Raw genomic sequence first — 25,247 nt, 5'->3', positions numbered from 1 at the left:
AAGAATGGAGAATTTTATGTGTACAGCAGCAACTTACCTGACGAAAGACTTTTATTTTGGAAGAACATTAGATTATGAATTTTCTTATGGCGAGGAAATTGCGGTAACACCGCGCAATTATCCGTTTCATTTCCGTCATACGGAAAATCTGGAAAAACATTATGCGATCATTGGCATGGCGCATATGGCAGGAGATTATCCGCTTTATTATGATGCTGTGAATGAAAAAGGTGTCGGCATGGCGGGACTTAATTTTGTCGGCAATGCATATTACCATAAGGAAGAAAAAGGCAAAAAAAATGTGGCATCATTTGAATTTATTCCGTGGGTGCTTTCACAGTGTGCTTCATTAGACGAAGTGCGGAATCTGATCGCAGACTTAAATATTGTGGATACACCGTTCAGTGAGAATCTGCCATCCGGCATGCTTCACTGGATCATTTCCGATAAGAACGGTTCTATTACTGTTGAGTCTATGAAGAACGGTCTGCATATCCATGAAAACCCGGTTGGTGTTCTGACAAACAATCCTCCGTTTGAACAGCAGATGTTTATGCTGAATAATTACATGGGACTGTCACCAAAACAGCCGGAAAATCATTTTACGGATAAACTGGATCTGAATATGTACAGTCGTGGCATGGGAGCATTAGGACTGCCGGGTGATCTTTCATCAGCTTCCCGTTTTGCGAGAGTCGCGTTTACAAAAATGAACGCAGTTTCTGACGATTCCGAGGAGGAGAGTGTGGCACAGTTTTTCCATATCTTAGAATCTGTCGACCAGCAGAGAGGCTGCTGCGAGGTATCCGATGGAAAATATGAGATCACGATCTACACCTCCTGCTGTAATGCAAGCCGTGGAATTTATTACTACACCACATATTCCAACAGCCAGATCACGGCGGTGGACATGCACAGAGAAGATCTTGAAGGAAGTGTTCCGGTGCATTATCCAATGCTCACAAAACAACAGATCCTGTGGCAGAATTAATCTGGTATCATAGGATACTCACATTCTTTTAAAACAAATTCACGAAAATTTCTTACGGCAGGCGGCATAAACGCCTGCCGGTCATGAATCATATACAGATTACGCTCCCATACAGGCGCACTGATCTGCAGAATCTTCACATCCAGCTTTAATAAAAGATCCATATAAGGAACGACGGCAATGCCAAAACCCTGTGCAGTGAGTCCCGCAATCACCTCGGCTTCCTCTGTCTCATAGGCAATCTGCGGTACTGCATTGATCTGTGAAAACAGATGGTCCACAACGTCACGCATACCGGAACCGTGGGAAAAATAAATCTGTGGATAGATGAGCGTTTCCGTCAATGCAACGGACTGTTTTGCTGCCAGTGGGTGATGGTCTGGAACGATAAGTACCAGATCCTCGTGGGTGATCGGCACAGTGTCTAACGATTCTGTCTCCGGCGGCATGGAACAGAAAATCAGATCATAATCCCTTGCCGAGAGACCGTTGACAAGATCGCCGGTCGAGCCGGTATGAAATGTAAAACGCACATCATGCTCAGGATGGGATGCCAGATAACGCGCGGCAAGCTGCGGAATGAAACTGACACCGAGGGAACGCAGCATGCCAAGCCGGATCAATCCGTCACCGCGTGCGCTCCGCTGCAGGGATGAAACTCCGGAATCCAATGTGGCAAGCGTGCGGTTTGCGCAGATTAAAAACTCTTCCCCAAAACTTGTGAGTGTAGTATTGCGTCCGCTTTTTTCAAAAAGTGCCACGCCAAGTTCTGCCTCCAACTGCGAGATCGCATGGCTTAAACTCGGCTGTGTGATACAAAGTTCATGTGCAGCCTTTGTGTAGTGCTGCATTTTTGCTAAAGTTACAAAATAACGAAGCTGGAATAAGTTCATGGCAATCCTCCTTGTTTTGCGAAGCAAAATCCAATTTTACATGGTAAAATTTGCCCAATGGCGAGGAGAGGATTTTCCTCCCTGTTTTGCTTATTTTATCACAATTAATAGATACTGTCTATCAAACTATAAAAACTATTGATTTGTTAAATGGATTAGAAAGGTGTAAAGTGTTTCTGAAATTTGGGGATGACCATAAATGCAGAAGCAGGACTTCTGTAAAAACTTCCCCGGGAGGAAATATTTAAAATGAAAGAAACAGAAATACAGAAAGAAAAATCCCGCCGCACGGTCCGCGGGGAACTTGCACTCATGGTCGCAGTTGCCATCAATAGTCTTGGTGTTGTACTGATGCTGCATTCCGGTGCAGGCATCTCGGCAATATCAAGCGTGCCGTATGCATTTTCCGAAGTTTTCACACGCGTATCGCTTGGAACCTGGACTTATATATTTCAAGGACTTCTGGTGCTAAGTCTCATGATCCTGCGGAAAAAATTTGTGCCGCAGTATCTGTTCAGTTTTGTAGTGGGATTTGCATTCAGCGAATTATTGGATGTGCATGAGAGCTGGATCAATGTTTTGCCGCTGACGCCGGGATATCGTGTAATCTATTTTCTGATCAGTTATATTTTGCTCTGTATTGGAATTGCTTTGTCGAACCGATGCAAACTGCCGATCATACCGACGGATTTATTCCCGAGAGAATTGTCGGATATCACATCCGTTACCTATTCTAAGATCAAAGTTGGATTTGATGTTACCTGCCTTGCCGTGACAGCCGGACTGACCTTTGCATTTTTAGGACATCTTGACGGCCTTGGGATCGGAACTATTTTAGCCGCATTTACTATGGGAAAAGTGATCGGACTGATCGGAAAATGGATGGACAGACATGCCTGCTTTGTATCGTTCATGACACAAAGACAGACAGCCTGAACTAGTGTAATGTATCATTCACATTTCGTATAATTACTTACCTGAATTTTCATCTGCTGTGGCAAATGAAAATTACAAATTTTTCTCAAATGCTTCCACTGCCTTTGCATCTAAGATAGAGGTGCAATGCGGGCAGCGGTATTTAACGCTTTCACCAGTATAAATACAACAAAAGCCATGATCAGGAAATTCATCACGGCAGTCAGAAACTTTCCGTAATTCAATGTGACATCCCCAACAATATTCCAGTGCAGCTTGTCAAAATTCATGCCACCGAAAATTCCAAGAAACGGGTTGATAATATCCTCGACCAGTGACGACACAATACTTGTAAAAGCACCGCCGATAATAATACCGACAGCCATGTCCATCCGAATCGAACCCATCCACATAATTATATCGGCTCAAAATCCCCCCACAAGACTGTTCATAACAAAAAAGTGTGCTATAATCAAAAACAGGAAATAATTTGAACACAAAAAGAAATAGATAACACAAAAAACAGCAAAAATAGAAGCAAAAAAGAAGGTGTGACACACATGACAATGCAGGAAGCGGTCATAAAAAATATTGATACGGATTACTCGTACCAGCTTGCAAAACGGATGGAGCAGTTTCGCTCAAACGAGAAACTCGGTTACCGTCCTGCGGGTTCGAAGGCAGAATTCCTGACAGGGGAAATGTTAAAGGATGAGATGCAAAAACTTGGACTGTCGGATGTATGTAAAAATGCGGTTACCGTGGATGGCTGGGAGTTTGAAAATGCGGAGCTTACGTTTGAAACGAAAGAGGGAAAAAGGCATACCGCATTGCTCGGGGCATATCAGACAGATTTTGTAACGGACGGTGAGCAGGCATTTTCCCTGATGTATCTTGGAAAGGGAACAGAAGCGGATTATGAAGGGAAAGATGTAACCGGAAAACTGGTGTTAGTGGATATCAACCAGAGAGATGAGTGGTGGATCAATTATCCGGTTTATCAGGCACATTTAAAAGGTGCGGCGGCAGTGATCGCTGTGCAGTGTGGCGGTTATGGAGAAGTCGATGCGAGGGCACTCAACGCACAGGATATCGCCGGACCGGAGGATGCACCGGCATTTTCCATCTCAAGGGAGGATGCTGCATTATTGCGGGAACTGCTGGATGGAGAGAAAGAAGCAACCGTATGGTTGAAAGCCGACAGCCGGGTAAAACGTGACTGCACGACTTATAACATTTCAGGCTGTATTCCGGGAAAACACCCGGAGCGCATGGTATTGTTATCTGCACACTATGACTCCTATTTCAGTGGATTTCAAGATGATAATACGGCAGTCGCCATGATGTTTGGCATTGCAAAAACGCTGATTGAAAGCGGATTCAAGCCGAACAACACGATCGTGTTCTGTGCGATGGCGGCAGAGGAATGGGGCGTTGTTGATTCCAACTTTGACTGGTCGACCGGAGCTTACGAGCAGATTTTTACCGCACATCCGGAATGGGTCGGAAAAGTGATCGCAGATCTGAATTTTGAGCTGCCGGCGCTGGCACACGGCACGCGTGCAAGAATCCGCTGCTGTTATGAATATGTACATTATATAAAAGAATATTTAGACGGACTTCCGGAACTGACAAAGGCTTATCCTGAGATGACAAGCGTGACGGCACCGATCGAAACCTGGTCAGATGATTTTTCGATGGCAATCGCAGGAATCCCTTCCATGGTCAATGATTTTACCGGCGGAAGTTTCATGGAAACACATTACCATTCCCAGTTTGATAATGATGATTTTTATGATGAGGCGGTTTACCGGCTGCACCATGAGCTGTTCACACTGCTGATCTTAGCACTGGATGAAACGGCAGTTGTGCCGCTTGATTTTACACCGGTGTTAGAGCGCATACTTGCCGGAGGCAGTGAAATCGCAGCGAAAGTGGAAGAAACACAGGAACAGATCGCTGCAATCACAAAAAAATTAATTCAGGTAACAGAAGAGACACAGGAAAAAGCAAAACAGTCTTACGAAGAGACTGCCGCTATCAATACCCGCTACCACGCACTTCTTGCAGAAGGTAACATGCAAGAGGCGGAGCAGCTCTTTGCGGAAAACAGGGAAAGAGAAAAACAACTGCTTGTAAAATTCAAACAGGAGCAGGATCATTTTGTCCGCATTGACTGGTATGGAGAGGTATTTTTCCCACATGAGATATTGTGGAAAAATATTGGCTTATTGCAGGACACTATAAACGCTCTGGAACAGTCTGATGTGGATAACGCACTGGAAAAAATTTATCAGGTGGATAACAATGCGTATGCGTTTATGTTTGATGAATATGTCTACCGCCATTTTACGGATTATGTGTTCAACCAGCCGAAGGAGCGTTTAAAATGGGGTTATGGCCGGTTGTTAGAGCATGAGGATCTCTACCATGTGGTGAAATGCCTGCTGAAAAAGAGAAAAGAAGCAGACACAGATTACCGGGAAGAACTGCATTACTTAAAGGAATGCTATAAAAAACAGACCAGACGTCTCTGCGAGACCTTAAAAGAAATCAGTCAGACGGTAAAGGAAATGTTCTGATACAATAAAAAGGGGATAAGAAAAATATGAAATCGGACAAATTATACCGGGTACAGCGCGAGGACCTGCCAAAATTAGAGCAGCTTTTATACCGCTGTTTTGCGCATGATCCACTCTATGAAACACTGATCCCGGATGCCGAAGTAAGAAAAAGGCTGATGCCGGAACTGTTTCAATGCGATATGGATGAATTTTATGAAACCTGTGAGATTTTTGCGGACAGTAAGGAACTAAACAGTATTCTTGTTGTGTCGGATGAAGCAGAGCACATCAATATGTTTCATTTTTTCCTGACAGAGTCATGGGCAACGATCCATACGGATGCATTTCTGATCAAAGAAGACCCATCGCTTGTAACACTTCACAATTTCATAAAAGGCGGGGATTATTTAAACTCAAGCTGGACGGATCAGTTACATCAGACCCAGCGCCTTCATATTATTTATCTGGCGGTTGATCCGGATATGCAGCATCATGGGATCGCTGCGGAACTTTTAAATGAAACGATTGCGTATGCGCAGGAACACCATATGATGATATCATTGGAAACACACAATGAAAAAAATGTTGATTTTTATAAAAACTTTGGATTTCAGGTGTATGGAATTGTGGAGAAGAACTTCCCACTGAAACAATACTGCCTGATCCGTGAATACCAGTAGAAAAATGACAGGATACTGCGAAAAGTGGTGACCTGTCATTTTCTTTTTTCATATTTGCGCTAATGAAAAAAATGATTCGTCCGATATAAACACTAGAAAGCGAATTTCAAGGAAGAAAGGAGATGCCATTATGCGAGTAGAAGCTTATAATCAGGTGGCACAACTTTACAATAGAGAGAAGACGCAGAAAGTGCAGAGCACAAAGCAGCTCGGCTCCGGACGCGACGAAGTGCAGATCTCTTCTATGGGACGTGATTACCAGATCGCAAAGCAGGCAGTGGCAGATGCTTCGGATATCAGGGAAGATAGAGTCGCACAGCTTAAGGAAAGGTTGGACTCTGGTAATTATAACGTGGATATGAATGATTTCGCGAATAAGTTATTAGAAAAGTACAATGCTTTAGTAAAGTAAAAGTGAGGATGAATCTGTGGCTAGTTTAATGGAAGAGCTTTTGGATGTGCTGGGTAAAGAGGAGAAGCAGTATCAGGAACTGATCACACTTGCGACTGAAAAAACAGACGCAGTGGTGCAGGGCAATATCGAACATCTTACGGATGTTACGACGAGAGAGCAGGATGCTGCGAGCGTGCTTCTTAATCTTTCCAATAAAAGAAACCGTGTCCTGACGGATATGGCGACTGTCTTAGGTCAGAGCCCGGAAGAGATGACGATCACAAAGATGATCGGATATCTTAACAAGCAGCCAAAAGAACAGGAAGCACTTACCAGACAGCGTGACAGGCTGCTTGAGGCCGGTGCTAAGATGCAGCAGCTAAACAGACAGAATGAGGCACTTTTAAAACAGGCATTGGAGATGGTGGAATTTGACCTTACCTTGCTGAGAAGCACGCGACAGGCACCTGAGACTGCCAACTATGATAAGAATGCCTATAATACAGGCGATATCTTAGGCAGCAGTGGATTCGACGCGAAGCAATAGTAAAAGCAGGGAGGAACTACCATGGCAAATGGTTTTGGAAGTATGTTTATCGGCGTAGCCGGTTTACAGAGCAGTCAGAATGCACTTAACGTAACATCAAACAACCTGGCGAACTTAGACACAACAGGATATGTGCGTCAGAGCGTTTTGTTTGCAGACCGTGACTATGTCACATTTAATACAACAGCAGCAATCAGCAATCAGCAATCCGGTCTTGGTGTAACGATCGGAGATGTTGTCCATTCAAGAGATGTATTCTTAGATCGGTTATACCGTACAGAATCAAGCCGTCAGTCTTTTTATGCATCGACCAGTGAGGCACTGACAGAGGTGCAGAACTATTATCAGGAATTAGAGGGACAGGCTTTTCAGGATGCATTAACCGATTTCTGGGGCTCATTTCAGGAGCTATATAAATACCCGGAGGATAGCGTATATCAGAATCTTGTTATTCAGAAGGCACAGCTTTTTACCAGCAGATCAAGTGCTGTTTATTCTGGACTGAAGAGTTATCAGTATAATATCAATTCACAGATTTCCGATGACATTGATGTGGTCAATGAACTTGGAAAGACGATCAGTGAACTAAATCTGCAGATCCAGAAGATCGAGGCAGGAAATATTGAAACTGCAATGACACTGCGTGATGCAAGAGATCTGGCACTGGATGAATTGTCGAGTCTTGTTGATATTTCTTATAAAGAAGAGGTAAACGGTGTCGTGCGCGTCAGCGTGGAAGGCAACGAATTTGTCAATGAGAACGGCTATTATAAAGTAGAAAAACAGACTGACAAAGTGACAGGATTTGTGACACCATATTGGTCACATCTCTCTGACCCGGACAAGGGTGAGTATACCTATCTGTTTAATTTTAACCGTGATATTTCCACGGAAAATAAAAATGATATGGGTGAGATCAAGGCACTTGTACTTGCAAGAGGAGACAAAGTTGCCAATTACAAGGATATTGTTGGCTTAGATGGCAAGACTTATGATGATACGACAGGCATGTCTGTTATGCTCCGTGCAGAAGCACAGATGGATCAGTTGTTCCATGGAATTGCAACGGCGATCAACGATATCTTATGCCCGAATACGGAAGCATCGAATTATATTACAGGCCTGACAGGAAACGGATCTGTTACCATGACCGATGCAGACGGCAATACCTATACCGTGACAGCAAATACGAAGATCTTAGATGCAGATAAGTGTGCAGTGGGATCGGATGGGAAACTGCCACCACAGGAGTTATTTACAAGACTTGGAACAGAACGTTACACAGAGGTTACATATACAGATACAAGTGTTAATCCACCGACAACGAAGACGTATTATTTATATAATGAAGAAGATCCGACAGACACGACAAAGCAGTACACCATGGCAAGCACCGGAGTAAACAGTGCACTGATCACAGATGAGACATTACTTCCACATTTACAGCAGAATGGAGATGTGGATCAGTCATTGATGGCGACACTTGCAGCAGTGTGGGATAAAGAAAGCCTTACAGTCAATCCGAATGACACAAAGGCATACAGCTTTAAGGACTATTATGCAGCTATGATCGGAGAGGTTGCTACCTACGGAAATGTATACAATTCTACTGCAACAAACCTGTCCCAGACGGTACAGTCAGTTGATAACCAGAGACAGCAGGTAATCGGAGTTTCTTCGGATGAAGAATTGACTTATATGATCAAATACCAGAACGCATACAATGCATCCAGCCGTTTTATTAATGTTATTAATGAGATGATCGAGCATCTGATCACACAGCTTGGATAGCAGCATAGGAGGTTAACATGCCATCAACATTTTTTGGATTAACGATTGCATCTTCAGGATTAAGTGCATATCAGGTTGCCTTAAATACGAGTGCAAATAATATATCGAATGTACAGACAAAAGGATACAGCAAACAGCAGGCAAACCGTGTTGCTTCCGAGTCTATTCGTGCCTATGCAAAATACGGCAGTATGGGAACCGGTGTTACGACCGAGTCCGTAAAACAGCTTCGCAACCAGTATTATGACAACAAATACTGGTACAACCAGTCATCTGTCGGTTTATATGAGACGAAGCTCAATTACCTGAAGCAGATTGAAAATTATTTTATTGATGATGATTCTTCCAAAGGTTTTTCAACAATCTTAAACACGATGTTTAATGACTTAGATACCTTAAAGAACAATGCCGGAGATGTGAATACACGTCAGCAGTTTATCGGAAGTGCCCAGAATTTCGCAACATTCTTTAACAGCGTTGCATCCGGACTGGGAGATATTCAGAATAATGCCAACGAGGAAATCAAATCTACAGTACAGAATATCAATTCCATTGCAGAGAAGATCGCAAGTTTAAACCACCAGATCAACGTCATTGAAATTCAGGGTGGTTATGCGAACGAACTGCGTGACCAGAGAGCCTTACTGATCGATGAGCTATCCAAGATTGTTCCGACAGAGGCAGAGGAACTTCCGGTACAGAACTCAAACGATCCGGAACTGCCGACAGGAGCTAATTACTTTACAGTTAAGATCGGTGGTCAGGTACTGGTAGATACCTACGATTATGAAACATTAAAATGTGTTGCAAGGGAAAATAAAGTAAACCAGTCCGATATGGACGGTTTATATGATGTTAAATGGGAGAAAACCGGCAACAGCTTCAAAGCTGGCGCAAGTTCCATGTCAGGTACCTTAAAGGCATTGTTTGATATCCGTGATGGCAACAACGGAGAGAACTTTACCGGTGAGGCAAGAGTGATCGACAGCAAACATGTGAAAGTAGTCAGTCCTTCCATCACAGATATTGAGGCAATGACAGTGCCGGAGAGCGGTACACTCACCATTTACGGAAAAGATTACAATTATACAAAATTTACTTTTGAGACAGATGCCGATGGCAAGATCACATCCTACACATTTGAACTTGAGGATGCATTAAGCCAGCAGCAGTCCAATAAGGTAGACGGTATGCAGGCATCCATCGGAAGCTCTGTTGATACCATGGGTGTTCCGTATTACATGTCACAGATGAATCAGTTTTTACGTTCTTTCTGTTCTTTATTTAATGATATCATGTTAAAAGGACAGGATTTAGACGGAAATGCAACAGACTATTATTCTTTCTTTACCGGTGCAGATCAGGTGACCGGTGAGGAATATGTATTAGGAAAGAGCGATAAGAATCATGGAAACACGACAGACTGCGGCGCAAGCTCATATTACAAACTGACAGCATCTAATATCTGCGTTTCTTCCATTTGTGTAAAAGATTCATCTAAACTTGCTGCACAGTATAAGACCGATACAGAAGATGGTGTAGATAAGTATAAACTGGTTGAAGATCTGGCAAAATTAAAGAGTGATACGGTTTTATTCCGTGCAGGAAATGCATCAGGATTCCTGAAATGTATGATTTCTGATATCTCCATTGATACACAGCAGTCTACGATCTTCAGCAACAATTATACAAATATACAGGCAGCGCTTGAGACACAGAGAATGTCTGTTTCCGGTGTGGATGAGGATGAGGAAGCACTTGATCTGATCAAGTTCCAGAATGCCTACAATTTATCATCTAAAATGATCTCAGTTATGGCAGAAGTATATGACAAACTGATCGAGGAAACCGGAGTATAAACGGATTTATAACAGGAGGAAATGGCAATGCGTATTACAAATAATATCATATTGCATAATACATCCATTAATATCAATGGAAATAAAGGAAATGTGGACACACTGAACAATCAGATGACCAGCCAGAAAAAAATACAGCGTCCTTCCGATGACCCGGTAACGGCGATCCGTGCACTCCGTCTGCGCAGTACGTTGAGCGAGATCGATCAGTACTATGAGAAAAATATTCCGGATGCAGAATCATGGCTGGATGTAACGGAGACTGCAATGACTAACATGCAGGAGCTTATTAAGACAATCCGTACACAGTGCGAGTATGGTGCACAGGATTCATTGACAGCAAGCAACCGAAAAACAATTCTGACGCAGTTAGAGCAGCTGCGCAGCAAGGTTTATTCGGAAGGAAATGCTGATTATGCCGGAAGAACCGTATTTACAGGATACCGCACCAATAAAAAGATTACATTTATGCAGGATGAATCAACCACAAAGTATGAGATCACACAGAAACTATCTTATTCCGATCTGCAGGAACACAGATACTATGGAAATGATATTGAAGTTCCAAAAAGCCAGAATGAATTAAACAATAATATGATCGCATCACCGACCAAAGCTGCTTATGACAGAATCCGTCTTGGCTATGACGGCATTGACAGTCTGGATGTGACGGATGCAACAGGAAATACTACAAAAATCTCTGCAAATGGCAGCACGGTAACGATCAGTTACAATTATACAGATACAACAGGGAAAACGCCTGTAAATAAGACAGGAAATATGAATGTTACCGTATATGATTCTTATGATAAATGGTTAGAAGCATCCACGAAAACACCAAAATCATATGACATTGCAGATGGTGAGGCAGTGCTGATCCGAGATACAGGAGAGCTGATTTTTAGTGATGTGGCATCGACCACATTATCAACAAATAATGCATCCATGGATATTTCTTATACCAAAACAGGTTTTGATAATGGAGAGTTACGTCCGGAATATTATTATAACTGTACAAACATCACGGATCCGAATAATACATTAAAATATGAAAAATATGATAAAGATGGCAACCAGATTTATCAGGATATTGATTATGTTATTGCAGCGAATCAGACTTTAAATGTGAATACAGAGGCTTCCAATGTGTTTGACCAGTCATTAGGAAGGGATGTGGATGAACTGATCGATGCTGTACAGCGTTCGTTAGATGCAGAACAGAAAGTAACAGACTTAGAAGCGATGAAGAAAATGGATCAGTATTCGTCGGAAAAAGATCAGGAAAAACTGGATGAATGGATTGCTGCAGCGAAAAAAGAACAGGATTATGCAGATGATAACATGCAAAAGCTTTATAACAGCTACATTGGAAATTGTGACACCTATCTGAACAAGGTAAATCTTGCACTCACAGATGTCGGTACAAAAGGGCAGAGTCTGGCATTGACCAAAAACCGTATGTCTAATCAACAGGAGACATTTGAGGAACTCAAGTCAGCAAATGAGGACAGGGATCTTTCTGATATTATTTTAGATTATACAGCAGCATATACTGCATATCAGTCATCTCTGCAGGCTGCATCAAAGATTAATCAGACAACATTACTTAGTTATCTGTAAGACGCAAAACAGATAAAATAAACCAGGAGGGACAAAAAGTGAAGGCAGATACCAGACTTTTTGGAGAAATAGACATAGAAGAGCAGAAGATTATTCATATGGAAAACGGTATGATTGGATTTCCGGATTTAAAGAAATTTGCCCTGATTTATGACATGGAAAAAAAGAAAAAAGAAAGTTCTATTATGTGGTTTCAGAGTATGGACGAACCACAGGTCGCATTTCCGGTTATGCAGCCGAATGGATTAAAACCAGATTATAATCCGACAGTCAGTGATGAGATGTTAAAACCGTTGGGTGAACTGAATGAAACAAATCTATATGTGCTTACAACCGTTACTGCAACAGCAGACAAAAAGGACGCGTCTATTAATCTGAAAGCGCCGATTATTATTAATACAGAAACAAATAAAGGATGTCAGATCATTGTAGAAGATGATTACCCGGTTAAGTATAATATTTATGAAGCAGTAATGAGAAAAAAGAAAGCAGAGGAATAAGGATGCTGGCATTGACACGAAAAAAAGGTGAGTCGCTTGTGATTAACAATAATGTGGAAGTCACAGTGCTTGAGATTCGCGGAGATCAGGTAAAGATCGGTATATCGGCACCGAAGGATGTGCCAATCTATCGTAAAGAGGTATATTTACAGATTCAGAATGAAAATAAGGCTGCGCTAAATGTTGACACGATTGCATCATTGAATGATTTATTGTGATCCGGAATATGAAAAATACATCTCGGTATTAATTTTGTGGCAAAGAAACCGATATATATGGTAGATTAAAAAATCGTTATATGTTTGACAGAAATGGAGGTCATAAAGATGGAAGTGCAGCGTATGCAGGATTCTACAGTTACCTATGGGAAAACCGTAGAAAATGTAGATATCAAACTAGATAGCACAGCGTCAGAAAAAGGTGTTCAGAATCAGTCAAAAGATGATATTGCGACCAGACAGACAGATACGTCACAGGATGGACAGCAGTCTGCAGGTGTAGGTACGAATACTCAGATCAAAAAGGCAGTTGATGAGATTAACAAAAAGGTTCAGAACTCGGAGGCAATCTTTGGCATCCATGATGCAACAAACCGTGTGACGATTAAGATTATAGACAAAGATACTAAGAAAGTCCTGAAAGAATATCCACCGGAGAAGACGCTGGATATGATAGCAAAGGTATGGGAGGTCGCGGGACTGTTAGTGGATCAGAAACTGTAAGATAACATCCAATAAATTCATCAGATAGGAGTGATCATATGCCAATTAGAATCACAGGATTAGCATCAGGTCTGGATACAGAGAGTATTATATCAGCACTGGTGTCTTCGTACAGCTACAAAACAGATAAATATAAAAAGGCACAGACAAAACTTTCGTGGAAACAGGATGCATGGAAGACATTGAATTCCAAGATTTACAGCTTTTATAAAGAGGCTGGTAATCTGAAGTACTCTTCTGCATACAGCTTAAAGACAGCAAGTATTTCGGATAGCACCAAGGCAAGTGTGAGTGTCAGTGGAAATGCAGCGGCTGGAGTACAGACGTTGGAAGTAAAGTCTGTTGCGAAAAGTGAATATATTACCGGTGCCCAGATGAAACTTGCAGATAATACATCTAAAGATAAGGTAAGTACTTCTACAACATTACGCCAGTTAGGGTATAGCGGATCAGATGCAAGTTTTGAAGTTACGAATAAGGAGACTGGAAAAGTCAGTACAATTTCCGTAAGTGCTGACACAAAAGTAAGCGAATTTGTCGACCAGTTAAAAGAAGCTGGTTTGTCTGCTAATTTTGATGCAACGAATCAGAGAATTTTTATAGCATCTTCAAAAGCTGGAACAGACAACGCATTTGATATCAAATCCAAAAATGCAGATGGAGATAAGGCTCTGCTTGCATTGGGGTTAAGCATGGATTCAACAGTATATGATAGTTCAGCAGAGAAAAATAGTGGAAATTCAAGAATTTCCGCAGAAAATGCTGCAATTGTCTTAAATGGTGCTACATATACGTCATCAACAAATGATTTCAACATTAATGGTGTTTCAATTACAGCATTGGGAGTTACAGATGCAAACGAATCACTGACATTGACTGTTACAACAGATACGCAGGGACTTTATGATAAAGTAAAGAGCTTTTTGAGCAGCTATAATGCGCTTATTAATGAAATGACTTCTTTGTACAACGCAGACAATGCGAAGGGATATGAACCACTGACTGATGATGAAAAAGATCAGATGAGTGATTCAGAAGTGGAGAAGTGGGAGACGAAAATAAAGAGTTCCCTGTTACGTCGGGATGATACATTAAGTGGAATCTTGAACAGTATGACAACAGCTATGTCAAAGAGTTATACGGTAAATGATAAAACGTATAGTTTGAGCAGTTTTGGGATTAAAACGTTAGGATTTATGAATGCGGCAAAGAATGAACAGTACGCATATCATATTGATGGAGATGAAGATGATAGCTCAACATCAGGAAATGAAGATAAATTAATGGCAGCAATCAAGAGTGATCCGGATAGCGTTGTGGATTTTATGAAACAGCTTTCAAAAGGATTGTATGATGCCATGGATAAAAAGATGAAGAGCAGCCGTTCATTGCGCAGCTCTTTGACATTTTACAATGATAAGGAAATGGCTTCTGAGTATAGTGATTACACACAAACCATTACAAAATGGGAAAATAAGTTAGAAGATATGGAGGATTACTATTACAAGAAGTTTTCTGCAATGGAAACGGCTCTTTCAAAATTACAATCTCAGACATCTTCATTGTCAAATTTGTTTGGATCATGATAGTAATTAGTTTTTGGAGGAATATAGTCAGATGAACAATCTTAAGGGTTATGCAGCATATGCGAACAGTAAGATCATGACAGCGACACCGGCAGAACTTACGTTGATGTTATATGATGGGGCGATTAAATTCTGCAATATTGCTATTGCGGGTATTGAAGAAAAGGACGTGGAAAAAACACATAATAATATAAAAAAAGTGGAAGATATTATTACAGAGTTTCAGGTTACCTTGAATCATAAATATCCAGTGGCAGATGATTTTGACAATGTATATAAGTATTTAAAAGACAGGCTCCTTGAAGCTAATATAAAAAAAGATAAAGAAATATTAGAGGAAGTTTTAAAACACTTGCGAACTATGAGGGATACATGGAAAGAAGTAATGAAACTTTCTAATAATCATTCATAAAAAATAAGCAATAAGCTGTCACATGAAATCATATTCGAAATGCATGCGGCAGCTTTTGCTATATAATGAAAAAGATGGAGGGAATCTTTATGACAGAGAATTATCTACAGATCATGATAGAAAGTCTGGAGAAAAAGGAACAGGTGTTAGATGAGATTGTCAGACTGTGTGAAGAACAGGAAAATCTTTTTGCAGATCCCAATTTAGATCCAGATGACTTTCGGAAGTATGTAACTAAAAAATCTGATCAGATTGAAAAACTCCAATTGTTAGATGATGGATTTGAAAGTCTTTATGAAAAAGTAAAGGAGACTTTATCTGGTGACAGGGGTGTTTATGCAGCTGAAATTAGGCGGATGCAGGAACTGATTAGACACATTACAGAAAAGAGTGTTAAGATACAGACTATAGAGGCAAAAAATAAATGTCTGACAGAACAGAAGTTTACAACTATCCGTAATCAAGTTCGAGAAGTGCGCAGCAGCCAGAAAATCGTACAGCAGTATTATAAGAGTATGATGAAAAGTGCAATGAATGAGCCATATTTTGTGGATAATAAGAAGTGAAAAAAGAGTGTAAAATGCAGAATGTAGTTGAAATGATCCATAGAAAGGTATATAATTGATCTATTATTGTAAGACAACTCTTTTATGAATAAGATATAGGAAAAAGAGAAATAATGATGGTGTTTAGCCATTACGCATAAGGAAATGAGGCAGGATATGATAAAACAGATAATATCGAAAACGAAAGATAATAATTATCAAAAAGTAAAAAGTGACAGTTGGTCTATGGCAAGAAACTCTAAAACGGCATTTATTGATGTAGATAAGCTTGTTATTGGTGTGGGAAACAGTAATAAGAGGGTAAAGGAATTGGGCATAGATGAATTGTTACGGAATGCGAAGGTACAATGAGATTTTGATGGAGCTATGAGATAACGTAGCTCCATTTTAAATTATAAATAAAAAATGTGAAAAATTTTCATTTTGTACTAAAGAAAAAAAAGACATGTCCGATATATATATTAAGTAAGCAAAGAATGCTACTTGAGAGAAAGCCAAAATGAAGCGTACGGTCAGAGTAGGCTGACTCACAAAAACAAATTTACTTCAGCATGGATGCTGAAGCCCTATTCAAGGAGGAAAAATAATATGGTAGTACAGCACAATCTTACAGCGATGAACGCTAACCGTCAGTTAGGAATCACAACAAGCGCTCAGGCAAAATCTTCTGAGAAATTATCTTCTGGTTACAGAATTAACCGCGCAGGCGATGATGCTGCAGGTTTAAAGATTTCTGAAAAAATGAGAAGCCAGGTTCGTGGACTTGATAAAGCTTCTTCAAATGCTCAGGATGGTATTTCTCTTATCCAGACTGCAGAAGGTGCATTAGCTGAGACACATTCTATCTTACAGCGTATGAATGAATTAGCTGTTCAGGGTGCTAATGACACAAATGAAGGCATTGACCGTGATGCTATCAACGAGGAGTTAGATGCTCTTACAGCAGAGATCGATCGTATCGCATCTACAACACAGTTCAACAAGCAGAACTTATTAGATGGTGGTTTTGCATCTAAAAACTTACAGGTTGGAGCAAACTCTGATCAGAAGATTTCTGTTACAATCGGCAATATGAATGCATCTGCTTTAGGATTACATAATATTGCAGGTACCACTTCACAGGCACAGACTGGTAAGAAAGTAACGGGATTTACTTTTGGTAAGTATACAACCACAACAATAAGTGCAAACGACACTTTTTCAGGTCAGGTAGCAACTGCTATTGCAAGCTTACAGGCAATTGTTTCTAATACGGCAGATGTAAAAGGATATCAGCGGCAGATAAATATGGAGTCAGGTAGTGCATATTATCTGGATGCAAATAACGATATGTATTCAACTGCAAGTGCTGCAATGGCAGCAGATGTAAGCAATATGAAAGATGCTATTTCAGCTGCAATTAATGCAAATAATGCTACATATGCTGACACAGAGAATGTTATTGCTGATAAAGCAACTGTTGGAAAAGCTACAACACTTACCAAACCGGATGTATCAGATTATGCAAGTGCAAACGCAACAATTGACGCAGTACAGAAGGCTATCAATTCTGTATCTTCTCAGCGTTCTGCTCTCGGTGCTTTACAGAACAGATTAGAGCATACAGTTGCAAACTTGGATAATGTATCTGAAAATACATCTTCCGCTGAATCTCGTATCCGTGATACAGATATGGCTGATGAGATGGTTGAGTACAGCAAGAATAATATTCTTGCACAGGCTGGACAGTCTATGCTTGCACAGGCAAATCAGTCTACTCAGGGTGTACTTTCTCTGTTACAGTAATCAAGAGTATGATAGTAACAATATGAATAAAAGAGTTGGCTTTGCCAACTCTTTTATTTTAGAAAGAAAGAGGAATCGGTATGTTGGATGAAATAGAGAAATTATATGATAAATTAAAAATAATATCAGATAATTTTTTGGACTATCAAAAGAGAAACGACCTTGTGCCGGTTCAGGCATGTTTGAAAGAAATTCAGGGGTTTTCGGTATGGTTTATGCAAGAAAATCATCTTGAAAATAATGAGACAGAATGGAAAATACTCTGTGAAAAACTGATAGAAATTCTTCAAGATATTGTGCAGGCAATTGAACAGCAGGATTATGTGTTAATGCATGATGCAATTACATATGGAATGATGGAATATTTAAGAATTTTCCTGCCTAATAATGTGAGGGAGACGAAATAAATAATGCGACTGTATGATAAAAATATAAAGATACTGGAACAATATTATCCTGGAATGGAAGAAAACATTAGACAGGCAGAAAAGGAGCAGGAACAGGATGTTATAATTGAGGAACTTCTTTCAGAGGATAAGCAAAGAATACTCAAGGTAAGCAGAAATGGAAATTGTTGTTATTTAGGGGGGAAAAGAAATGCAAAATGCCCGCCACATGAATGGTTTTTGGAACAGGGAGAGTTAAAAAAAAGTTATACCTATATATTTATGGGAATTGGGAATATTAATTATTTGCGGGAACTCATTGAGCATGTGGAAGTACGGCTTAATATTATCATATATGAACCATCTATAAGTATTTTTTTAAAAGCTTTAGAGGAAATTGATTTAGAAAAAGGAATGGAAAGGCATTTTATTCTTTTTTGGGTAGAAGGAATAGCAAGAATGTCTCTTGAAAAGGTAGATACAATATTACCAGGAATTATGAAATTAGAAAATCTAAAGCATTTACAATTATTTATACTTCCGGGTTATGATATTTTATTTAAAGAGGAAACAGATAAACTTATTGAAAAATGTAAGAATGCTGCATTGGATAACCGTGTTGCATATAATACTGCTATGGCTTTTGCTGAGGTCACATCTATAAATGTATTGCGCAATGCAAAATATTTATATAATGGATATAAAACGATACAGCTTTTTCGTGCAATTCCAATGGATGTTACAGGAATTGTCGTGGCAGCAGGCCCCTCTTTAAATAAAAATATCCAGGAACTAAAAAAGGCAAAAGGAAAAGCTTTTATTATAGCTGTAGATACTGCATTGAAACCTTTATTGCGTGAAGGGATTGTTCCGGATATGTTTTTCATTGTCGATGCATTAAAGCCGATGAATTTGGTTGAAATGAAAGGCGTAGAACAAATCCCGATGGCGACTACATTAAATGCGACACCGGAAATTCTTGATTTTCATCAGGGGAAAAAATTCTTTTTCGATGAATCATATCGATTCGCAGAAAAAATTATGAAAAAAAGCGGTCTGCCGTGGGGAAATGTATGCAGCGGAGGTTCAGTTGCAACCAATGCATTTTCTTTGTTATATAAAATTGGCTTGAAAACGATTATATTAGTGGGACAGGATTTAGCACTTACTGGGAATAAAACACATGCAGATGGTACTTTTGAAGAAAAAATGCATGAAGTTGACACGAAAGACTGTCAATGGATAGAAGGAAACTACGAAGAAAAAGTTCCTACAAGAACAGATTTTTATGTTTTTTTAGAGTGGTATAAGACAAATATAAGATTATATAAAGAACATGTGGAAGGATTCCGTGTGATTAATGCAACAGAAGGTGGAGCAAAAATAGAAGGAACAGAATTGATGACATTGAAAGATGCTATCGAACAAACTTGTACAAAAGAGGTAGATATAGCTAAATGTATTGAAAAAATTCCACCGATGTTAAATGAAGAAAACCAAAAGTGGGCGAAAGAATATCTAATTGGAATACCAGATCAATTTGAAAATTTAAAGAAGTGTGCAGAAAAATTGCGTAAAAGTTACTATAAAGTAGAAAGCTTGTGTAAGAAAAATCAAATGGAAGGTCAGGAGTATATTAAATTACTGACGAAAATAAAAAGTCAGATAAAAAAAGTGGAAAGTCAGGAAGTCTATCAGCTGGTAATTCTTACAATGCCGTCAGCAATGCAGATTATGAGAAACGAAGAATTTGATAAATTGGACAATTTAAAAGAAGAAGGGCTGGAACTTGCAAGAAAGGGTAAATTGTATACAAAATTAATAGTTGAAGCATCTGAACTCTTAAAACAGGAAGCAGTCAAAATCTTTTCTGAATTGGCAGAAAACTGAGGCTGAAATGACAATTGATATAGTAATTGCAGTAGCAGAGCGGGGCGGAGTTGAAAATGTAATCAATGATACAGCGTTGTATCTAAAAGAAGATGGTTGGATAGTCCGAATTGTACAACTTGTATGGGAAGGAATAAATTGGACGAGAGAAGGAATTCTATTTTTCCCTTTATTATACGGACGTGCAGGACATAATTTGATGGAATTTACCGAAGCGTATATGAACTTTTTGCATGAAAAAGAAAAACCAGATATTGTGTTAGCAACAGCATGGCCTTATATGAGTTATGTTGCTCAAAAAGCTGTATATGGGGAAAAAACAATACCGGTTATTTCATGGTTACATGCACCTGTTGAAAGATATCAGGCAGCGGGTTATGGTGGATACGAAAGTTTACGATGGGCAGATGGACATTTTGCAATTTCTGATTATATTTATAGCGAAATAAAAAAACATAATATCTCGGAAGTGGTTCGGGTGTATAATCCCGTTGATTTTTCGAGGGTTAATGAGAAATCTGTTATGCAACAGGATAAATGGAAAAAACTGTTTTATGTAGGAAGAATATCTGAGGAAAAACATATTGAGATTGTGATCAATGCAATAAAGTTAGCTGATAAGAATTGGAAATTATACATAGTTGGAGATGGAGAGGAAGAATATGTAAATACTTTGAAAACGCAGGCTTCACAAATGAAGTTAGCTGACAGGGTCTTTTGGCTTGGCTGGAAGGATAATCCTTGGGTATATGCGCAACAGGCAGATGCAATTGTACTTGCTTCCGAATATGAGGGAGCACCATTGTCTGTAATAGAAGCTTTGGCCTGTGGAAAGACGATCATTACTACTCCCATTAATGGTGTAAAAGAGTTAATAACGCCCGGAGAAACAGGATATTTATTTGGTTGGAATGATTTCAAAATGCTTGCTGAAATTTTGAATTATTTACAAGATGGACTGTTACCTTTTGTAGAAGGAAGAAAATGCATAGAAACTGTAAAACAATATGAAATGAAAGAAGCATTAAAAGATTTTGAAGAAAAACTTTTCAAGTTTTTGAGTTAGAAAGATTTTGAAGTGGAAAATAACTTGAAAAGAGGTTAGAATTCTAATCTCTGATGAGTAACCCATATTCTGGTTACTCACCAAGAGTAAATATTTTAGGAAACTAATGTTTATAGATTAGGAATATTTGCATAATGCGATGAAAGATTAAAAATTTATAAGAGAAAACATCTTCTGAAAAATTGATTCATAGCTAAATAGTTTTGAAATCTTAGTAAATCCTGCATTTGCAATGGAAATTCGTTCCTCTTCATGTTCAAGGTAATAATCAATTTTCTGCAACATATCTTTTTTACTTTCAAAGAAAACGAATTCTTTGTTTGGAACAAAATGTTTCAAAAAATCTGATTGAAAATTTGTGAGCAAGAAACCACCACTTGCCATAATTTCTAAGCAACGAAGAGGAATACCACTTTTAATACTGCGTAGGGTAATGTTAAGATTGATTTTACTATTATGAAAAATATAGGGTGATTCGATAAGCGGATCAGCAAATCCCATATTTTTAGCATTTGGAATAATAAAATCGTCATTCGATGTAAATAGTTTTAAAGTATGTTTTGCAGCAACAGCAGTAAGATATTCAATACGTTCTAATGATGTTAATTTTCGACATAAATAGTAATCTGAAAAAATATAACTTAAAGGTTCAACACCATCTGGATTTTTTTTGTAGTGCACTGTATTTTGGATTTGTGTTGTAATGGAGGAAGTAAGACATTCTTGTATAAAATTATAACCATAAACATGTGATTGGGCTTGCAAAAGTCCATCCAGATAGCCTTTGGTATAAGGTGGAAGCTTATTTAATGATTCATATAAATTATGTTCTTCGTTATATAAAGAGCCGACAAAAGAAATTTCGGCAGATAAGCGTGAAGCATCATAGGTCTGCTTGAAAAGGTCAGAAATACGGTTGGAGTTGACAGGAAGAGGCATATAATGGAACGTGGAAATACCTTCTTTCTGAAATTGAGAAACAAGATAACTATCAAATAAAAATATATAGTTTGTAGGGTAAGTAACTGTGTAAGAATAAAGTTTTACCTGTGGACTATCATATACAAGTGAGACATATTTAATATTATGTTTAAAACATGCAGTGGCCAACAGTGGGAAAAAATTATATGAAAAACAGAAATCAAAGTTTTGACTTTGAAATATAGAATGAATATTTTCTGCAAAGGAGTTACTTTTTCTGAGGTTATAGTCTGGATGGGAAAATAAAGTGACAGAGTCATGCCTTTCGTGGAAAAAATTTAATAAATCAGTACGACCAAAACATGGCCAGTCAAGAAATAAAATATTCATACTATACAATCCTTTCTATTTAAAATTGATTATAACAGAGAAATAAATTTTTTCTAGTTTTTTTATGAAAATGGTATACAATAGTGTGGTAGATAGCGTGGTGAATATGAAAGTACAAATTTTTGTTATGACACATAAAAAATTTAATCCGCCGAGTAATCCAATATATGTGCCGCTTCAAGTAGGAACTGCGTTGAATGAGAATTTGGGATATATAAGGGATGACAGTGGAGATTCCATATCAGAGTTGAATCCTTACTATGGAGAACTTACGGGAATGTACTGGCTATGGAAAAATTATCATGATGCAGATTTAATTGGTATATGTCATTATAGGCGATACTTCTTTAATGGTGATGGAAAGCTGATGTCGAAAGAAGAATATGAAATGGCATTAAAAGACGCAGATGTGTTAGTTTCAAATGCAATGTATGCACCAAAATCATATATGGAATATTTTGGTGGGGCACATAATGAAAAAGATATGATATTGGCAGGAGAGATAATAAAGGAACTTTTTCCGGAAGATTTTGATGCATTTGAAAAAGTAATGCAAGGGAAAAAGTATTATTTCGGTAATTTATGCGTTATGAAAAAAGAGCTGTTTGATATGTATTGTGAGTGGCTTTTTTCAATTTTTTTTGAAATGGAAAAATATATAGATGTGAGCAGTTATGATGATTATCATAAACGGTTATTTGGCTTTTTGTCTGAGGAGTTATTGTTAGTTTATATTACAGCGAAAAGATTAAAAGTGAAAGAAGGTCATATTGGGATCACGGCAGAGAAAGCCGAGACAGTTGAGTTTAAACGTGCAATGGGACAACTGGTAAAAATGGGACAATTCTCAGAGGCAAGGCAGTTATTTTATGATTTCCTGAAATTGAGACCGGATGTACAATTGGAATTATCAGATATAAAAAATGAAATACCGGATATTGAGTTAATTCTATTTATTTTAGAAAAAGAAAAAGAACAGGGAATAACTGGAATGTATGCGGTATCAAAAAATCTTTCGCAATTAATAAGCCATTTGAGGATAGTAAGAGAAATAATGAAAAAAGAACAAAATGGTGAAAAAATTAACGAAACAGATATTGAATACATAAATAAAACAAATGTATCAGAGATCACGAGACAAATCATTATTGCAAATATATAAAGAGGTGGATTGAAATGGAAAAATCATTTAACCAGGAGTGGGAAACAGTGCATAGCACACAGGAATGGGGGATGTACCCTACAGAACATGTCATAAGATTTGTGGCAAGAAATTATTATAAAACACCGGAGCGAAGTAAAGTAAAAATGCTGGATTTTGGCTGTGGAACAGGTGCGCATACATGGTATCTTGCAAGAGAAGGGTTTGATGCATATGCGTTTGACGGTTCTGAAAGTGCAATTAAAAGAGCAAAAGAAAGGTTTGAAAGAGAACATTTGAAAGCACATTTTGATGTTTTGGATGCACTAGATGTCAATTATCCGGATGGATATTTTGATGCAGTTATTGATAATGTATGTGTTTATGGTAATTTATTGGACAATATCAATACAATGTATGCAAATATTTATAGGATGTTAAAAACAGGTGGTAAACTACTGACTACATGTTTTGGCAAAGAAACTGATGGATATGGAACAGGAAGACCTTTGGAAAAAGACACTTATGTAGAGATTACTGAAGGAGCATTAGTTGGACGTGGTACGACACATTTTTATGATAAAGCTGAATTAAATTATGTGTTAGAAAAAGCTGGGTTTAAAAATATACAAATAGATACAATATTATACACAGATAGGCATGTACAAATAGAACAGTATATTGCTATTGCAGAAAAATAGCAGGAAGATAGGGAATAGAATGGACATTATTTTAGAAAAAGAAAAAGAACAGGGAATAACTGGAATGTATGCGGTATCAGAAAATCTTTCGCAATTAATAAGCCATTTGAGGATAGTAAGAGAAATAATGAAAAAAGAACAAAATGGTGAAAAAATTAACGAAACAGATATTGAATACATAAATAAAACAAATGTATCAGAGATCATGAGACAAATCATTATTGCAAATATATAAAGAGGTGGATTGAAATGGAAAAATCATTTAACCAGGAGTGGGAAACAGTGCATAGCACACAGGAATGGGGGATGTACCCTACAGAACATGTCATAAGATTTGTGGCAAGAAATTATTATAAAACACCGGAGCGAAGTAAAGTAAAAATGCTGGATTTTGGCTGTGGAACAGGTGCGCATACATGGTATCTTGCAAGAGAAGGGTTTGATGCATATGCGTTTGACGGTTCTGAAAGTGCAATTAAAAGAGCAAAAGAAAGGTTTGAAAGAGAACATTTGAAAGCACATTTTGATGTTTTGGATGCACTAGATGTCAATTATCCGGATGGATATTTTGATGCAGTTATTGATAATGTATGTATTTGTTGTAATTTATTGGACAATATCAATACGATGTATGCAAATATTTATAGGATGTTAAAAACAGGTGGTAAACTACTGACTACATGTTTTGGCAAAGAAACTGATGGATATGGAACAGGAAGATTTTTGGAAAAAGACACTTATGCAGAGATTACTGAAGGAGTATTAGTTGGACGTGGTACGATACATTTTTATGATAAAGCTGAATTAAATTATGTGTTAGAAAAAGCTGGGTTTAAAAATATACAAATAGATACAATATTATACACAGATAGGCATGTACAAGTAGAACATTATATTGCTATTGCAGAAAAATAACAGGAAGATAGG

27 protein-coding genes are annotated in these 25,247 nt (G+C 38.5%); 24 read left to right on the top strand and 3 right to left on the bottom strand.

What is annotated here, in order from left to right:
• Positions 1-16 precede the first annotated feature (16 nt).
• The gene (bsh, locus tag ACDD58_RS08025; protein WP_370776853.1) at positions 17-991 is read left to right on the top strand and encodes a choloylglycine hydrolase; all 975 of its coding nucleotides are present in this window, start codon (positions 17-19) and stop codon (positions 989-991) included.
• Here bsh and ACDD58_RS08020 read toward each other — a convergent pair.
• Positions 988-1,884, bottom strand: coding sequence for a LysR family transcriptional regulator (locus tag ACDD58_RS08020; protein WP_370776850.1), 897 nt, complete (start codon positions 1,882-1,884; stop codon positions 988-990). The two genes, bsh and ACDD58_RS08020, sit on opposite strands and share 4 nt — an antisense overlap.
• Before the next feature lie 249 nt (positions 1,885-2,133).
• Here ACDD58_RS08020 and ACDD58_RS08015 point away from each other — a divergent pair, with 249 nt between their 5' ends.
• Entirely contained in the window at positions 2,134-2,820 is a 687-nt protein-coding gene (locus ACDD58_RS08015; protein WP_006857379.1) for a DUF6198 family protein, read from the top strand.
• A 110-nt stretch (positions 2,821-2,930) separates the two neighbouring features.
• Here ACDD58_RS08015 and mscL read toward each other — a convergent pair whose 3' ends face one another.
• Positions 2,931-3,191: a large conductance mechanosensitive channel protein MscL gene (gene mscL / locus ACDD58_RS08010; protein ID WP_015521060.1), complete on the bottom strand. Its 261-nt coding sequence runs from the start codon at positions 3,189-3,191 to the stop codon at positions 2,931-2,933.
• 174 nt (positions 3,192-3,365) lie between these two features.
• On the opposite strand from mscL, the gene ACDD58_RS08005 reads away from it, so the two are divergent.
• The 18 genes from ACDD58_RS08005 to ACDD58_RS07920 all read left to right on the top strand — a co-directional run bounded on the left by ACDD58_RS08005 (position 3,366) and on the right by ACDD58_RS07920 (position 21,167).
• On the top strand, positions 3,366-5,381 hold the full coding sequence (locus ACDD58_RS08005; protein WP_370777472.1) for a M28 family peptidase: 2,016 nt from the start codon (positions 3,366-3,368) through the stop codon (positions 5,379-5,381).
• 26 nt (positions 5,382-5,407) lie between these two features.
• Positions 5,408-6,043 (top strand): GNAT family N-acetyltransferase, encoded by a 636-nt coding sequence (locus ACDD58_RS08000; RefSeq protein ID WP_370776847.1) that lies wholly within the window; start codon positions 5,408-5,410, stop codon positions 6,041-6,043.
• A 130-nt stretch (positions 6,044-6,173) separates the two neighbouring features.
• On the top strand, positions 6,174-6,455 hold the full coding sequence (gene flgM, locus ACDD58_RS07995; RefSeq protein ID WP_118598780.1) for a flagellar biosynthesis anti-sigma factor FlgM: 282 nt from the start codon (positions 6,174-6,176) through the stop codon (positions 6,453-6,455).
• 28 nt (positions 6,456-6,483) lie between these two features.
• Positions 6,484-6,984 carry a flagellar protein FlgN gene (locus ACDD58_RS07990; RefSeq protein WP_006857375.1) on the top strand — a complete coding sequence of 167 codons (501 nt, stop codon included), beginning with the start codon at positions 6,484-6,486 and terminating at the stop codon, positions 6,982-6,984.
• Positions 6,985-7,005: 21 nt separating this feature from the next.
• Positions 7,006-8,775, top strand: coding sequence for a flagellar hook-associated protein FlgK (gene flgK / locus ACDD58_RS07985; RefSeq protein ID WP_370776844.1), 1,770 nt, complete (start codon positions 7,006-7,008; stop codon positions 8,773-8,775).
• Between the two features lie 17 nt (positions 8,776-8,792).
• Entirely contained in the window at positions 8,793-10,634 is a 1,842-nt protein-coding gene (gene flgK / locus ACDD58_RS07980; protein ID WP_370776843.1) for a flagellar hook-associated protein FlgK, read from the top strand.
• A 27-nt stretch (positions 10,635-10,661) separates the two neighbouring features.
• Entirely contained in the window at positions 10,662-12,254 is a 1,593-nt protein-coding gene (locus tag ACDD58_RS07975) for a flagellar hook-associated protein 3 (RefSeq protein WP_370776841.1), read from the top strand.
• A 38-nt stretch (positions 12,255-12,292) separates the two neighbouring features.
• The gene (fliW, locus tag ACDD58_RS07970; RefSeq protein ID WP_370776838.1) at positions 12,293-12,754 is read left to right on the top strand and encodes a flagellar assembly protein FliW; all 462 of its coding nucleotides are present in this window, start codon (positions 12,293-12,295) and stop codon (positions 12,752-12,754) included.
• A 2-nt stretch (positions 12,755-12,756) separates the two neighbouring features.
• The gene (gene csrA, locus ACDD58_RS07965; RefSeq protein WP_370776835.1) at positions 12,757-12,972 is read left to right on the top strand and encodes a carbon storage regulator CsrA; all 216 of its coding nucleotides are present in this window, start codon (positions 12,757-12,759) and stop codon (positions 12,970-12,972) included.
• 108 nt (positions 12,973-13,080) lie between these two features.
• Positions 13,081-13,476, top strand: a complete 396-nt coding sequence (locus ACDD58_RS07960; protein ID WP_370776833.1) for a flagellar protein FlaG — start codon at positions 13,081-13,083, stop codon at positions 13,474-13,476.
• Positions 13,477-13,514: 38 nt separating this feature from the next.
• A complete protein-coding gene (fliD, locus tag ACDD58_RS07955; RefSeq protein WP_370776831.1) occupies positions 13,515-15,062 on the top strand; it encodes a flagellar filament capping protein FliD in 1,548 nt (515 codons plus the stop codon).
• 31 nt (positions 15,063-15,093) lie between these two features.
• Complete coding sequence (gene fliS, locus ACDD58_RS07950) at positions 15,094-15,474, top strand: flagellar export chaperone FliS (RefSeq protein WP_370776828.1); 381 nt, start codon at positions 15,094-15,096, stop codon at positions 15,472-15,474.
• Between the two features lie 89 nt (positions 15,475-15,563).
• Entirely contained in the window at positions 15,564-16,040 is a 477-nt protein-coding gene (locus ACDD58_RS07945) for a flagellar protein FliT (RefSeq protein ID WP_370776825.1), read from the top strand.
• A gap of 156 nt (positions 16,041-16,196) precedes the next feature.
• The gene (locus tag ACDD58_RS07940) at positions 16,197-16,391 is read left to right on the top strand and encodes a hypothetical protein (protein ID WP_370776822.1); all 195 of its coding nucleotides are present in this window, start codon (positions 16,197-16,199) and stop codon (positions 16,389-16,391) included.
• 237 nt (positions 16,392-16,628) lie between these two features.
• Entirely contained in the window at positions 16,629-17,825 is a 1,197-nt protein-coding gene (locus tag ACDD58_RS07935; protein WP_370776820.1) for a flagellin, read from the top strand.
• Positions 17,826-17,905: 80 nt separating this feature from the next.
• Positions 17,906-18,232 carry a hypothetical protein gene (locus ACDD58_RS07930; RefSeq protein WP_370776817.1) on the top strand — a complete coding sequence of 109 codons (327 nt, stop codon included), beginning with the start codon at positions 17,906-17,908 and terminating at the stop codon, positions 18,230-18,232.
• A gap of 3 nt (positions 18,233-18,235) precedes the next feature.
• The gene (locus tag ACDD58_RS07925) at positions 18,236-20,101 is read left to right on the top strand and encodes a motility associated factor glycosyltransferase family protein (protein WP_370776815.1); all 1,866 of its coding nucleotides are present in this window, start codon (positions 18,236-18,238) and stop codon (positions 20,099-20,101) included.
• 7 nt (positions 20,102-20,108) lie between these two features.
• On the top strand, positions 20,109-21,167 hold the full coding sequence (locus ACDD58_RS07920; protein ID WP_370776813.1) for a glycosyltransferase: 1,059 nt from the start codon (positions 20,109-20,111) through the stop codon (positions 21,165-21,167).
• A gap of 147 nt (positions 21,168-21,314) precedes the next feature.
• Here ACDD58_RS07920 and ACDD58_RS07915 read toward each other — a convergent pair whose 3' ends face one another.
• Positions 21,315-22,478 (bottom strand): DUF3880 domain-containing protein, encoded by a 1,164-nt coding sequence (locus tag ACDD58_RS07915; RefSeq protein WP_370776810.1) that lies wholly within the window; start codon positions 22,476-22,478, stop codon positions 21,315-21,317.
• Between the two features lie 106 nt (positions 22,479-22,584).
• Here ACDD58_RS07915 and ACDD58_RS07910 point away from each other — a divergent pair, with 106 nt between their 5' ends.
• From ACDD58_RS07910 to ACDD58_RS07895, 4 genes are read left to right on the top strand one after another with little or no spacing between them, the layout of a single operon-like run.
• Entirely contained in the window at positions 22,585-23,640 is a 1,056-nt protein-coding gene (locus ACDD58_RS07910; protein ID WP_370776807.1) for a DUF4422 domain-containing protein, read from the top strand.
• Between the two features lie 14 nt (positions 23,641-23,654).
• Complete coding sequence (locus tag ACDD58_RS07905) at positions 23,655-24,320, top strand: class I SAM-dependent methyltransferase (RefSeq protein WP_370776805.1); 666 nt, start codon at positions 23,655-23,657, stop codon at positions 24,318-24,320.
• Between the two features lie 19 nt (positions 24,321-24,339).
• Positions 24,340-24,555 (top strand): hypothetical protein, encoded by a 216-nt coding sequence (locus ACDD58_RS07900; protein ID WP_370776803.1) that lies wholly within the window; start codon positions 24,340-24,342, stop codon positions 24,553-24,555.
• A gap of 14 nt (positions 24,556-24,569) precedes the next feature.
• Positions 24,570-25,235, top strand: a complete 666-nt coding sequence (locus ACDD58_RS07895; protein WP_370776801.1) for a class I SAM-dependent methyltransferase — start codon at positions 24,570-24,572, stop codon at positions 25,233-25,235.
• Positions 25,236-25,247 lie beyond the last annotated feature (12 nt).

The sequence above is a fragment of the Roseburia sp. genome, from assembly GCF_041325975.1.
Taxonomy (GTDB): Bacteria; Bacillota; Clostridia; order Lachnospirales; family Lachnospiraceae; genus Roseburia; species Roseburia rectibacter.
This window is presented reverse-complemented; position numbering and strand designations above follow the sequence as displayed.

Bases quoted from the DNA above. Each gene is read 5' to 3' on its own strand.
- bsh (WP_370776853.1), top strand. From the start codon at position 17: ATGTGTACAGCAGCAACTTACCTGACGAAAGACTTTTATTTTGGAAGA.
- ACDD58_RS08020 (WP_370776850.1), bottom strand. From the start codon at position 1,884: ATGAACTTATTCCAGCTTCGTTATTTTGTAACTTTAGCAAAAATGCAG.
- ACDD58_RS08015 (WP_006857379.1), top strand. From the start codon at position 2,134: ATGAAAGAAACAGAAATACAGAAAGAAAAATCCCGCCGCACGGTCCGC.
- mscL (WP_015521060.1), bottom strand. From the start codon at position 3,191: ATGGACATGGCTGTCGGTATTATTATCGGCGGTGCTTTTACAAGTATT.
- ACDD58_RS08005 (WP_370777472.1), top strand. From the start codon at position 3,366: ATGCAGGAAGCGGTCATAAAAAATATTGATACGGATTACTCGTACCAG.
- ACDD58_RS08000 (WP_370776847.1), top strand. From the start codon at position 5,408: ATGAAATCGGACAAATTATACCGGGTACAGCGCGAGGACCTGCCAAAA.
- flgM (WP_118598780.1), top strand. From the start codon at position 6,174: ATGCGAGTAGAAGCTTATAATCAGGTGGCACAACTTTACAATAGAGAG.
- ACDD58_RS07990 (WP_006857375.1), top strand. From the start codon at position 6,484: ATGGAAGAGCTTTTGGATGTGCTGGGTAAAGAGGAGAAGCAGTATCAG.
- flgK (WP_370776844.1), top strand. From the start codon at position 7,006: ATGGCAAATGGTTTTGGAAGTATGTTTATCGGCGTAGCCGGTTTACAG.
- flgK (WP_370776843.1), top strand. From the start codon at position 8,793: ATGCCATCAACATTTTTTGGATTAACGATTGCATCTTCAGGATTAAGT.
- ACDD58_RS07975 (WP_370776841.1), top strand. From the start codon at position 10,662: ATGCGTATTACAAATAATATCATATTGCATAATACATCCATTAATATC.
- csrA (WP_370776835.1), top strand. From the start codon at position 12,757: ATGCTGGCATTGACACGAAAAAAAGGTGAGTCGCTTGTGATTAACAAT.
- ACDD58_RS07960 (WP_370776833.1), top strand. From the start codon at position 13,081: ATGGAAGTGCAGCGTATGCAGGATTCTACAGTTACCTATGGGAAAACC.
- fliD (WP_370776831.1), top strand. From the start codon at position 13,515: ATGCCAATTAGAATCACAGGATTAGCATCAGGTCTGGATACAGAGAGT.
- fliS (WP_370776828.1), top strand. From the start codon at position 15,094: ATGAACAATCTTAAGGGTTATGCAGCATATGCGAACAGTAAGATCATG.
- ACDD58_RS07945 (WP_370776825.1), top strand. From the start codon at position 15,564: ATGACAGAGAATTATCTACAGATCATGATAGAAAGTCTGGAGAAAAAG.
- ACDD58_RS07940 (WP_370776822.1), top strand. From the start codon at position 16,197: ATGATAAAACAGATAATATCGAAAACGAAAGATAATAATTATCAAAAA.
- ACDD58_RS07935 (WP_370776820.1), top strand. From the start codon at position 16,629: ATGGTAGTACAGCACAATCTTACAGCGATGAACGCTAACCGTCAGTTA.
- ACDD58_RS07930 (WP_370776817.1), top strand. From the start codon at position 17,906: ATGTTGGATGAAATAGAGAAATTATATGATAAATTAAAAATAATATCA.
- ACDD58_RS07925 (WP_370776815.1), top strand. From the start codon at position 18,236: ATGCGACTGTATGATAAAAATATAAAGATACTGGAACAATATTATCCT.
- ACDD58_RS07920 (WP_370776813.1), top strand. From the start codon at position 20,109: ATGACAATTGATATAGTAATTGCAGTAGCAGAGCGGGGCGGAGTTGAA.
- ACDD58_RS07915 (WP_370776810.1), bottom strand. From the start codon at position 22,478: ATGAATATTTTATTTCTTGACTGGCCATGTTTTGGTCGTACTGATTTA.
- ACDD58_RS07910 (WP_370776807.1), top strand. From the start codon at position 22,585: ATGAAAGTACAAATTTTTGTTATGACACATAAAAAATTTAATCCGCCG.
- ACDD58_RS07905 (WP_370776805.1), top strand. From the start codon at position 23,655: ATGGAAAAATCATTTAACCAGGAGTGGGAAACAGTGCATAGCACACAG.
- ACDD58_RS07900 (WP_370776803.1), top strand. From the start codon at position 24,340: ATGGACATTATTTTAGAAAAAGAAAAAGAACAGGGAATAACTGGAATG.
- ACDD58_RS07895 (WP_370776801.1), top strand. From the start codon at position 24,570: ATGGAAAAATCATTTAACCAGGAGTGGGAAACAGTGCATAGCACACAG.